Here is a 10,239-nt window from a genome sequence, read left to right as displayed (position 1 = left end):
CGCCGCTGGCGCGAGATCGTCGACGGCGGCGGCACGGCCGAATACGCCGACGTGCTGGCCGATGTGGAACGGCGCGACGCGCGCGACATGGGCCGCACCGACAGTCCGCTGAAGCCGGCGGCGGATGCACACTTGCTAGACACCAGCGAAATGGATATAGAGTCCGCGTTCCAGGCGGCCACCGCGCTTATCGACGGGGTGCTTGCCAGGAGAAACGCGGACTGAGAAGCGCTGACGGCTCCCGCGGGGAGGCGAAAGGCGCTTTTTGGCTTGTATGCAACCAGACTGGTGACTGTGGCCCGTTTGGTTGCTTGGATAAATGAACCGGCCTGCCAGCATCCCCTTGCGCCGGATCTGCCGCTTGAAGGCGGCCTGGGCCTAACGGCCCGGATGCACGGCAGGCTTGACGCAACGCAAACCACCGGCGCCTGCCCCGTAAAGGGGCCTTTTCAGGAGCATCAATGTCACAACTCAATCCGTCTCGCGACGATTTCGCGAGCCTTCTCGAACAATCGTTCACCGAGCGCGACGTCGCCGAGGGCAGTGTCGTCAAGGGTACTGTCACGGCCATCGAAAAGGACATGGCCATCATCGATGTCGGCCTGAAGGTCGAGGGCCGGGTGCCGCTCAAGGAGTTCGGCGCCAGGGCCAAGGACGGCGAATTGAAGCCGGGCGACGAGGTCGAGGTCTATGTCGAGCGCGTGGAGAACGCGCTGGGCGAGGCCATGCTTTCCCGGGAGAAGGCCCGCCGCGAGGAAAGCTGGATCAAGCTGGAAGAGAAGTTCAACAACGGCGAGCGCGTCGAGGGCGTCATCTTCAACCAGGTCAAGGGCGGCTTCACCGTCGATCTGGACGGGGCCGTCGCCTTCCTGCCGCGCAGCCAGGTGGACATCCGTCCGATCCGCGACGTCTCACCGCTCATGCACACGCCGCAGCCCTTCGAGATCCTCAAGATGGACAAGCGCCGCGGCAACATCGTCGTCTCGCGCCGCACCGTGCTCGAGGAGAGCCGCGCCGAGCAGCGCTCGGAGATCGTGCAGAACCTCGAGGAAGGCCAGGTGGTCGAGGGCGTGGTCAAGAACATCACCGACTACGGTGCGTTCGTCGACCTCGGCGGCATCGACGGCCTGCTGCACGTCACCGACATGGCGTGGCGCCGCGTCAACCATCCGACCGAGATCCTCAATATCGGCCAGACGGTGAAGGTGCAGATCATCCGCATCAACCAGGAGACGCACCGCATCTCGCTCGGCATGAAGCAGCTCGAGGCCGACCCGTGGGAAGGCATCGGCGGCAAGTATCCGCTGGGCAAGAAGGTGACCGGCCGCGTCACCAACATCACCGACTACGGCGCCTTCGTGGAGCTGGAGCCGGGCATCGAGGGTCTCATCCACGTCTCCGAGATGTCGTGGACCAAGAAGAACGTGCACCCCGGTAAGATCCTGTCCACCACGCAGGAGGTCGAGGTGGTCGTGCTCGAGGTCGATCCGGTCAAGCGCCGCATCTCGCTCGGCCTCAAGCAGACGCTGGAGAACCCGTGGGAAGCGTTCGCCCGCAGCCATCCGATCGGCAGCCAGGTCGAGGGCGAGGTCAAGAACAAGACCGAGTTCGGCCTGTTCATCGGGCTGGACGGCGACGTGGACGGCATGGTGCACCTGTCCGACCTCGACTGGACGCGTCCGGGCGAGCAGGTGATCGAGGAGTATCACCGCGGCGATACGGTGCAGGCCCAGGTGCTCGACGTCGATGTCGAGAAGGAGCGTATCTCGCTGGGCATCAAGCAGCTCGGCCGTGATGCCGTCGGCGAGGCGGTCGCCTCCGGCGACCTGCGCAAGGGTGCGGTCGTCACCTGCGAGGTCACCGGCGTCAAGGATGCCGGCCTCGACGTGCGGCTGGTCGAGCACGATCTCGACACCTTCATCAAGCGCGCCGACCTTTCGCGCGACCGTGCCGAACAGCGCCCCGAGCGCTTCGCGGTAGGCCAGAAGGTCGACGCCCGCGTCACCCAGTTCGACAAGAAGACGCGCCGGCTCAACGTCTCGATCAAGGCGCTGGAGATCGCCGAGGAGAAGGAAGCGGTGGCCCAGTACGGCTCCACCGACTCCGGCGCCTCGCTGGGCGACATCCTGGGCGCCGCGCTGAAGCAGCAGGAGAACAAGGAGGACTAGGCCCTCCGATACTGCTGCGCGAAGACAACGGCCCCGCGTGCCTCAGGTACGCGGGGCCTTTTCGTCTCAGGCTTCGCTGGGAGAATTCCATCTCGGGTAAGGGTGCCGCCGAACGACGCTTACGAGCGGGGTGCAACACCATAGCCGCTGATGAACGTAAAAAGCTTATGTATGGTGCTGCTTCCATCGAAGCCCGGGGAGCAGGTCACGATGAAAGCGAGTGCAAGGCAATCTTTCGATGCCACCCGCACCTTCGGCGCGAAGGTAGACTTTGGGCGTGCAGCGGCCGACTACCGCAGTTTCAGAGCTGGATTCCCTCCGGAATTCTTTGCCCGTTTCGCGGACCATGTAGGGTTCGTGCATCGGCAAGCGGCCCTGGATCTGGGCACGGGCACTGGAACGATAGCGCGTGGTCTGGCCCTACTCGGCTTGAACGTGACCGGAGTTGATCCGTCTCAGCCTCTTCTGAACGAGGCCAAGGCAATGGATCACCTTGCAGGTGTCGAAGTTTCCTACAAAAGGGGTCGCGCGGAAGACCTACCCTTTCCAAGCAGTTCATTCGATTTGGTGATCGCTGGCCAGTGCTGGCATTGGTTTGACCGTGCGGCAGGCGCTGCGGAGGCGCTTCGCGTGCTGAAGCCGGGCGGCATTATTTCGGTCGCCCATTTTGACTGGCTGCCACTGCCAGGCAATGTCGTCGAACTAACCGAAAGGCTCATTCTCGACGCCAATCCCGCTTGGACGATGGGTGGGGGCGCCGGTATCTATCCGCAATGGGCCATGGACCTCGCAACTGCTGGTTTTACGAATCTGGAGACCCGGTCTTTCGACATCGATCAGGTGTACAGTCATGAGGCTTGGCGTGGTCGGATAAGAGCGAGTGCTGGCATTAGGGCAAGCCTTGACGAAGCCGACACCGCCCGCTTCGACGCTATATTGGAAGCTCGGCTTCAGGAGCATTTCCCCGACGACCCCATCACTGTTCCGCATCGCGTTTGGTGGATCTGCGGTCAAAAGCCGAATGGCTAGACAGTGGACCTGCGGGCAATCCGCACTAACGATCCCGACGAAAAAATCAGGGAAGTGGATCTGCGGGTGATGCAGGCCTCTTGGGCGCCGCAAACCCGTCCGTTCCGATCAGAGATGCGCAGAATCGGTTTGCCGACATTCCTCGATACAAGCATAATCCGAATTTTCAGCATCAAAGATTTCCGACCATGTCCTCTGCCAGATCTGACCGCCTTACACCCAATCTCCGCGCGATCCGTTCGAGCGATGCTGCCGCGCTTTGTCATATCGCGAACATGCCGGGTTACCGGCACGGGACACTATGCTTACCGTTCGAACCAGTCGAATACTGGGAAAAACGGATTGCCGGTTCGATAGGGGAGAATACCTGGTTGGTCGCAGAAGTGGACGACCATATCGTGGGCCACGGCCGTCTTCTGGCCCGCAAACGGGCACGGATGGCGCATGTTGGCGACATCATCATGGGCGTGGCGGATGATTTCGTCGGGCGCGGAATCGGTTCAGCCATCCTCCAGGCCTTGCTGGATGTCGCCGACAACTGGCGCGGCCTGAAGCGTATTGAACTCACCGTCTATGCCGGAAATGAACCGGCTATCCGGCTCTACCGCCGCCACGGCTTCGAGGTGGAAGGCAAGCATGTAAAGGCGGGGTTCACAGACGGGGAGTACGTGGACGTCCTCACCATGGCCCGCCTTCGCTTCTGACTGCAGCGCCGGGTCGCCTACCAATGCGGCGGTTTCGTCACCGGGGTGTCGGGCGCGGCCCGCTCCTCCAGCGCCAGGAACCGCTCAGTCAAGGCATCGAGCCTCTTCTGGAGCCGGTCTATCGCCGCCCACTGGTGGGCGAACTGGGCCGACAGCTCCTCGATCGTCTTTTCCTGTTCTGCCGCCAGGATTTCGAGCGCCTCCAGCCTGTCCTCGTTCATCTCGCGATCTCCTTGAATACAGCAGTCGGCCGAAAGCACGGTGCCGGATACCTTACAGCACCGTTGCGCGCCCGAATGGATGCACGGCGCCGCCTCGCTTGAAAATTGACAATTCCCCCAGGCTTTGTCGAGTGTAAGCTGGAGCCGGTTGGCAGGCGGAAATCCGCGTGCTACCGATTTGACCAAACGATAAAAAACTCGGGGAAATGGGCCTGCGCATGGCCAAAGCCGCGATCGAACTCAAGGGCATCACGAAGAGCTTCGGCTCGGTGCGCGCCAACCGCGATATCGACCTGACCATCGCGCCGGGAACCATCCACGGCATCATCGGCGAGAACGGCGCCGGCAAATCGACGCTGATGTCGATCCTCTACGGCTTCTACCAGGCCGACCGCGGCGAAATCTACGTCAAGGGCGAGCGCGCCGAGATCCTTTCCGCGAGCGATGCCATCCGCCGCGGCATCGGCATGGTGCATCAGCACTTCATGCTGGTGCACAATTTCACGGTGCTCGAAAACATCATCCTCGGTGCGGAGGGCGAGCCGCTCCTGAAGGCCTCCATCGCCAAGGCGCGCTCGGAGCTGGAGCGGCTGGAGCGCGATTACGGGCTGGAGGTCGATCCGGACGCGGTGGTCGAGAACCTGTCGGTCGGCCTGCAGCAGCGGGTGGAGATCCTGAAGGCGCTGTTCCGCGGCGCCGAGATCCTGATCCTCGACGAGCCGACCGGCGTGCTGACCCCGGCGGAGGCCGACCATCTCTTCCGCATCCTGCGCCAGCTCAAGGATGAGGGGAAGACGATCGTGCTGATCACGCACAAGCTGCGTGAGATCATGGCGGTCACCGACAATGTCTCGGTCATGCGCCAGGGTGCGCTGGTCGCCACGCGGCCGACCGGGGAGACCACCGTGGAAGAACTGGCGGAGTTGATGGTCGGCCGCCGTGTTCTCCTGCGCGTCGAGAAGGGCCCCGCCAGGCCGGGCGAGGTGCTTCTTTCGGTCAGGGACCTGACGGTGAAGGACGCGCGCGGGGTCACCATGGTCGAGGATGTCTCCTTTGACGTGCGCGCAGGCGAGATCGTCGGCATCGCCGGAGTGGCCGGCAACGGCCAGTCGGAGCTTCTGGAAACCATCACCGGCATCCGCACGGCGGTTTCCGGAACGGTGGCGCTGGCCGGCCGGCCGGTGGACCTGACCGGCGCGGCCGATCCGGCGGACCTGCGCCGGCGCGGCATGGCGCATGTGCCGGAAGACCGGCACCATATGGGCCTCGTCCTGCCCTTCGAGGAGAGCGAGAACGCTATCTTAGGCTATCACCGGCAGGACAAATACCGAAAGGGTCCCTTTCTCGATGTCGAGGCCGTCCGCCGCGACGCCGAGGACAAGATCGCCAAATACGATATCCGCCCGGCCGATGCGCGGCTCAAGACCGCCAACTTTTCCGGCGGCAACCAGCAGAAGATCGTGCTGTCGCGCGAGATGGAGCAGGATCCGCAGGTGCTCATCGTCGGCCAGCCGACGCGCGGCGTGGATGTCGGAGCGATCGAGTTCATCCATCGCCGGCTCATCGATATGCGGGACCAGGGAAAGGCGGTGCTTCTCGTCTCGGTCGAGCTCGACGAGATCCGCTCGCTTTCCGACCGGATCATCGTGATGTGCGGCGGGCGCGTCGTCGGCGAGCGCGGGCCCGACGCCGGCGAGAACGAGCTCGGCCTGCTGATGGCGGGCGTCGCGGAGAAGGAAGCAGCGGAATGAGCACCCCCTACGCCAAGCTGCCCGCCTGGGCCGACTACGGCCTCATCCCGCTGATCAATCTCTTCGTCGCCTTCCTCGTCGCCGGGCTCGTCGTGCTCATGATCGGCGAGAACCCGCTGCGCGCGGCCGTCATTCTCATCGACGGGGCAGTCGGGCGCGGCCAGGCCATCGCCTATACGCTTTATTACGCAACGAGCTTCATCTTCACCGGGCTTGCCGTGGCCGTCGCCTTTCACTGCAGCCTGTTCAACATCGGCGGCGAGGGGCAGGCCTATGTCGGCGGGCTGGGCGTGGCGCTCGCCTGCCTCGCCTTCGACGGTATCTTTCCCTGGTGGTTGACCTTTCCGCTGGCCATACTCGGCGCAGCCCTCTTCGGCGCCGCCTGGGCGCTCATTCCCGCCTATCTCCAGGCCAGGCGCGGCTCGCACATCGTCATCACGACGATCATGTTCAATTTCATCGCCGCCAGCCTGATGGTCTATCTCCTGGTCAATGTGCTCAGGCCGGTCGCCAGCCAGACACCGCAGACACGCGCGTTTCTGGAAGGCGGGCAGTTGCCGAAGCTCAACTGGCTTCTGGAAGCGCTGGGGCTTTCGGTGCGCTCCTCCCCGTTCAACCTGTCCTTCCTTCTGGCGCTCGCCGCGGCGTTTTTCGTCTGGCTGCTCATCTGGCGCACGCGGCTCGGATACGAGATCCGGATGCGCGGCCACAGTCCCCGTGCCGCGCGCTACGGCGGGGTGAGCGAAGTGCGCATCATCATTCTCACCATGCTGATCTCCGGCGCGCTGGCCGGCATGATGGCGCTCAATCCGGTGATGGGCGAGCTCTATCGCCTGCAGATCGATTTCGTCACCGGCGCCGGATTCGTCGGCATCGCCGTGGCGCTGATGGGGCGTTCCCATCCAGCCGGCATCGTGCCGGCGGCGATCCTCTTCGGCATGCTCTACCAGGGCGGCGCGGAGCTTTCCTTCGAGATGCCCGGCATCTCGCGCGACATGATCGTCATCATCCAGGGGCTCGTGATCCTGTTCGCCGGGGCGCTGGAACACATGTTCCGGCCGAACCTGCAGGCGCTCTTTGCGCGTTTCGAGCGCGGGGACGTGCCCCCGGCCGTCAAGGAAGGGGAACGCGCCTGATGGAGACCTTCAACACGCTCGTTCTCCTGCTCGATTCCACCGTGCGGCTGTCCGTGCCGCTGCTCTTTGCAGCCCTTGCCGGCCTTTATTCCGAGCGCTCCGGCGTTTTCGATATCGGGCTCGAGGGCAAGATGCTGGCCGGGGCCTTCGCCGCCGGTGCGGCGGCGGCGGTCTTCGGCTCGGCCTGGGCCGGCCTTATTGCGGCGGTCCTGGTCTCCGTCTTCTTCGCGCTCGTGCACGGCTTCGCCTCCATCACCCATCGCGGCAACCAGATCGTCTCCGGCGTGGCGATCAATTTCATTGCCGCCGGTTCCACGGTGATCCTCGGCCAGGCCTGGTTCTCCCAGGGCGGCCGCACACCGCTTCTCGGGGCGGAAGGGCGCTTCGGCGCGCTTCACCTGCCTTTCGCGGAGGCGGTGAGCGGCGTGCCGGTCTTGGGGCCGATCTATTCCGACCTCCTGTCCGGCCATTCGCTGCTCGTCTATATCGCCTTCCTCCTCGTGCCGTTCACATGGTGGGCGCTTTTCCGCACCCGTTTCGGGCTGCGGCTGAGGGCGGTCGGGGAGAATCCGGCGGCGGTGGATACGGCTGGCATTTCGGTCGCCTGGCTGCGCTATCGCGCGGTCATCTGCACGGGTGTCCTGACCGGACTTGCGGGCACTTATCTGGCCTTGGCGCAGAACGCCGGTTTCGTGAAGGACATGACCGCGGGGCGCGGCTTCATCGCGCTCGCCGCCCTCATCTTCGCCAAGTGGCGCCCGGTGCCGGTCATGTTCGCCTGCCTGCTGTTCGGTTTTCTCGACGCCCTCGCCATCCGCATCCAGGGCATGCCGCTGCCGCTCATCGGGCAGGTGCCGGTGCAACTCATCCAGGCTCTGCCCTACATCCTGACCGTCGTGCTGCTCGCCGGCTTCATCGGGCGGGCCATCCCGCCGCGCGCCGGCGGCGTGCCTTATGTGAAGGAACGCTGATGGACACCGAAGCCCTCTTTCAGGCCGCAAGGATCGCCATGGACCGCGCCTACGCGCCCTATTCCCGCTTTCCAGTCGGCGCGGCATTGCGCACCGAGGCGGGCGCGATCCATGCCGGGTGCAATATCGAGAACGCTTCCTACCCGGAAGGCTGGTGCGCCGAGACCACGGCGCTCGGCCACATGATCATGGCGGGCGGCGGCAAGGTTGCGGAAATCGCCGTGGTGGCGGAAAAGATGCCGAAGATCATGCCCTGTGGGGGGTGCCGGCAGAGGCTGGCGGAATTCGTCACCGCGGATGCCAGGCTGCATCTGTGCGACATCGGCGGCGTGGTGGAGACGGTGCCGTTCGCGACGGTCTTCCCGCGCGCCTTCGATCTGGAGGCGAACCGGTGAAGGAAGCCGTGGACCTCCTGACGGAGCGGCTGGAGGGGCTTGCTCCCCGGGTCGCACTGGTGCTGGGCTCCGGGCTCGGCGGCTTGGTCGAGGCGGTGGAAAAGCCGGTGCGCATCCCTTACGCGCAATTGCCCGGCTTTCCGCAAAGCGGCGTAACCGGCCATGCCGGCGCGCTCGTCGCCGGATACATGGAGGGCCGGCCGGTGCTCATGCTCTCCGGCCGCGCCCACTACTACGAGCGGGGCGATGCCGCCGGCATGCGCCCGGCGCTCGAGGCTCTGGCGGGGATCGGCGTCGAGCATCTGGTTCTCACCAACGCCGCCGGCTCGCTGACGGCGGACATGCCGCCCGGCTCGGTGATGCTGATCGAAGATCATATCAATTTTTCCGGCATGAACCCGCTGATCGGAGAGGAAACCGACCGCCGCTTCGTGGGCATGAGCGAGGCCTATGACGCGGATCTCAGGACCGCGCTCGAACGGGCGGCCGAAAAGGCCGGCGTGAGCCTCCACAAGGGCGTCTACATGTGGTTTTCCGGTCCCAGCTTCGAGACGCCCGCCGAGATCCGCATGGCGCGCACGCTCGGCGCCGATGCCGTCGGCATGTCGACCGTGCCGGAAGTGATCCTGGCGCGTTTTCTCGGCCTCAAGGTGGCCGCTTGCTCGGTGATCACCAATCTCGGCGCCGGCATGGCGGTGGGCGAGCTCTCCCACGAGGAGACGAAGGACATGGCGCCGGTGGGCGGGGAGAAGCTTGCCGGGGTGCTGCAATGCCTGTTCGCGGAGGGGCTGGTGGATGCATAGCGGGATTGACCGGACGATGCTCCTTCACGCCCAGGGGCACACACATTTCCAGGTATCGTGACCATGCCGCTGCCGCAGGAGATCATCCGCAGGAAGCGCGACGGCGAAACACTTTCCGGGGCGGAAATCGCCGACTTCGCCGCCGGGCTGGCTTCCGGCGCCTGGAGCGAGGGGCAGGTCGCCGCCCTCGCCATGGCCGTCTTCCTGAACGGGATGCAGCGGGAAGAGACCGTCGCGCTGACGCTGGCGATGCGTGATTCCGGCGAGGTGCTCGACTGGTCGTCGCTGCCCGGGCCCGTCACCGACAAGCACTCCACCGGCGGCGTCGGCGACAACGTCTCGCTGATGCTGGCGCCGATCGTGGCCGCCTGCGGCGCCTATGTGCCGATGATCTCAGGGCGCGGACTGGGGCACACGGGCGGCACGCTCGACAAGATGGATTCGATCCCCGGCTACCAGAGCCAACCGGACGGGGCACTGTTCGCAAAATCCGTGCGCGAAGCCGGCTGCGCCATCATCGGCCAGACGGGGACGCTGGCGCCGGCCGACGGCCGCTTCTACGCCGTGGGCGACGTCACCGGCACGGTGGAATCGATCCCGCTGATCACCGCATCCATCCTGTCGAAAAAGCTGGCGGCGGGGCTGGGCTCGCTGGTGCTCGACGTCAAGTCCGGCAACGGCGCCTTCATGGCGAGCCCGCGGGAAGCCCGGCGGCTGGCCGATAGCCTGGTCGCGGTGGCAAACGGCGCCGGATTGTCCGCCAGCGCGCTGATTACCGACATGAATGAGCCGCTCGCCTCCTGCGCCGGCAACGCCGTCGAGGTCTTGAACGCGGTGGATTTCCTCACTGGACAGTCGCGCGCCCAGCGGCTGGAAGAGGTCACGCTGGCGCTCGCCGCCGAGATGCTGCTTTCGGCCGGGATCGCCACCTCCACCCGCGAGGCCTATGACCGCACGCGCGCCGCGCTCGACAGCGGCCAGGCGGCGGCGTGTTTCGGCAGGATGGTGCACGCCCTCGGCGGCCCCGCCGACTTCACGGAGAAAGCGCGCGAACACCTGCC

Annotated in this window: 11 protein-coding genes; 10 read left to right on the top strand and 1 reads right to left on the bottom strand. The window is 65.2% G+C overall.

Annotated features, from left to right (window positions below):
• From ACFP9U_RS20630 to ACFP9U_RS20615, 4 genes are all read left to right on the top strand, one after another.
• The coding region (locus tag ACFP9U_RS20630; RefSeq protein WP_378624344.1) for a (d)CMP kinase at positions 1-225 on the top strand (225 nt) is incomplete at its 5' end.
• Between the two features lie 236 nt (positions 226-461).
• Complete coding sequence (rpsA, locus tag ACFP9U_RS20625; RefSeq protein WP_378624341.1) at positions 462-2,168, top strand: 30S ribosomal protein S1; 1,707 nt, start codon at positions 462-464, stop codon at positions 2,166-2,168.
• 210 nt (positions 2,169-2,378) lie between these two features.
• Positions 2,379-3,197 carry a class I SAM-dependent methyltransferase gene (locus ACFP9U_RS20620; protein WP_378624339.1) on the top strand — a complete coding sequence of 273 codons (819 nt, stop codon included), beginning with the start codon at positions 2,379-2,381 and terminating at the stop codon, positions 3,195-3,197.
• Positions 3,198-3,277: 80 nt separating this feature from the next.
• A complete protein-coding gene (locus ACFP9U_RS20615; RefSeq protein ID WP_378624338.1) occupies positions 3,278-3,901 on the top strand; it encodes a GNAT family N-acetyltransferase in 624 nt (207 codons plus the stop codon).
• A 17-nt stretch (positions 3,902-3,918) separates the two neighbouring features.
• On the opposite strand, the gene ACFP9U_RS20610 is transcribed toward ACFP9U_RS20615, so the two are convergent.
• Positions 3,919-4,122, bottom strand: coding sequence for a SlyX family protein (locus ACFP9U_RS20610; protein ID WP_378624336.1), 204 nt, complete (start codon positions 4,120-4,122; stop codon positions 3,919-3,921).
• 218 nt (positions 4,123-4,340) lie between these two features.
• Here ACFP9U_RS20610 and ACFP9U_RS20605 point away from each other — a divergent pair, with 218 nt between their 5' ends.
• The 6 genes from ACFP9U_RS20605 to ACFP9U_RS20580 form a co-directional block, all read left to right on the top strand.
• The gene (locus tag ACFP9U_RS20605; protein ID WP_378624335.1) at positions 4,341-5,873 is read left to right on the top strand and encodes an ABC transporter ATP-binding protein; all 1,533 of its coding nucleotides are present in this window, start codon (positions 4,341-4,343) and stop codon (positions 5,871-5,873) included.
• Positions 5,870-7,009 carry an ABC transporter permease gene (locus ACFP9U_RS20600; protein WP_378624332.1) on the top strand — a complete coding sequence of 380 codons (1,140 nt, stop codon included), beginning with the start codon at positions 5,870-5,872 and terminating at the stop codon, positions 7,007-7,009. Before ACFP9U_RS20605 ends, ACFP9U_RS20600 begins: the two co-directional genes overlap by 4 nt.
• A complete protein-coding gene (locus tag ACFP9U_RS20595; protein ID WP_378624330.1) occupies positions 7,009-7,980 on the top strand; it encodes an ABC transporter permease in 972 nt (323 codons plus the stop codon). Before ACFP9U_RS20600 ends, ACFP9U_RS20595 begins: the two co-directional genes overlap by 1 nt.
• Positions 7,980-8,375, top strand: a complete 396-nt coding sequence (locus ACFP9U_RS20590; protein ID WP_378624329.1) for a cytidine deaminase — start codon at positions 7,980-7,982, stop codon at positions 8,373-8,375. Before ACFP9U_RS20595 ends, ACFP9U_RS20590 begins: the two co-directional genes overlap by 1 nt.
• Positions 8,372-9,178: a purine-nucleoside phosphorylase gene (locus tag ACFP9U_RS20585; protein ID WP_378624327.1), complete on the top strand. Its 807-nt coding sequence runs from the start codon at positions 8,372-8,374 to the stop codon at positions 9,176-9,178. Before ACFP9U_RS20590 ends, ACFP9U_RS20585 begins: the two co-directional genes overlap by 4 nt.
• 63 nt (positions 9,179-9,241) lie before the next feature.
• Positions 9,242-10,239, top strand: a 998-nt coding sequence (locus ACFP9U_RS20580) for a thymidine phosphorylase (protein WP_378624326.1), incomplete at its 3' end; no start/stop codon positions are given.

Origin of the sequence: Nitratireductor sp. GCM10026969, assembly GCF_042660605.1 — a bacterium.
Taxonomy (GTDB): Bacteria; Pseudomonadota; Alphaproteobacteria; order Rhizobiales; family Rhizobiaceae; genus Chelativorans.
The sequence above is the reverse complement of the archived record's forward strand: the minus strand, read 5'-3'. Positions and strand labels throughout refer to the sequence as shown.

What these genes read in the sequence shown, in the direction of transcription:
- rpsA (WP_378624341.1), top strand. Translation starts at nt 462, where the DNA reads ATGTCACAACTCAATCCGTCTCGCGACGATTTCGCGAGCCTTCTCGAA.
- ACFP9U_RS20620 (WP_378624339.1), top strand. Translation starts at nt 2,379, where the DNA reads ATGAAAGCGAGTGCAAGGCAATCTTTCGATGCCACCCGCACCTTCGGC.
- ACFP9U_RS20610 (WP_378624336.1), bottom strand. Translation starts at nt 4,122, where the DNA reads ATGAACGAGGACAGGCTGGAGGCGCTCGAAATCCTGGCGGCAGAACAG.
- ACFP9U_RS20605 (WP_378624335.1), top strand. Translation starts at nt 4,341, where the DNA reads ATGGCCAAAGCCGCGATCGAACTCAAGGGCATCACGAAGAGCTTCGGC.
- ACFP9U_RS20600 (WP_378624332.1), top strand. Translation starts at nt 5,870, where the DNA reads ATGAGCACCCCCTACGCCAAGCTGCCCGCCTGGGCCGACTACGGCCTC.
- ACFP9U_RS20595 (WP_378624330.1), top strand. Translation starts at nt 7,009, where the DNA reads ATGGAGACCTTCAACACGCTCGTTCTCCTGCTCGATTCCACCGTGCGG.
- ACFP9U_RS20590 (WP_378624329.1), top strand. Translation starts at nt 7,980, where the DNA reads ATGGACACCGAAGCCCTCTTTCAGGCCGCAAGGATCGCCATGGACCGC.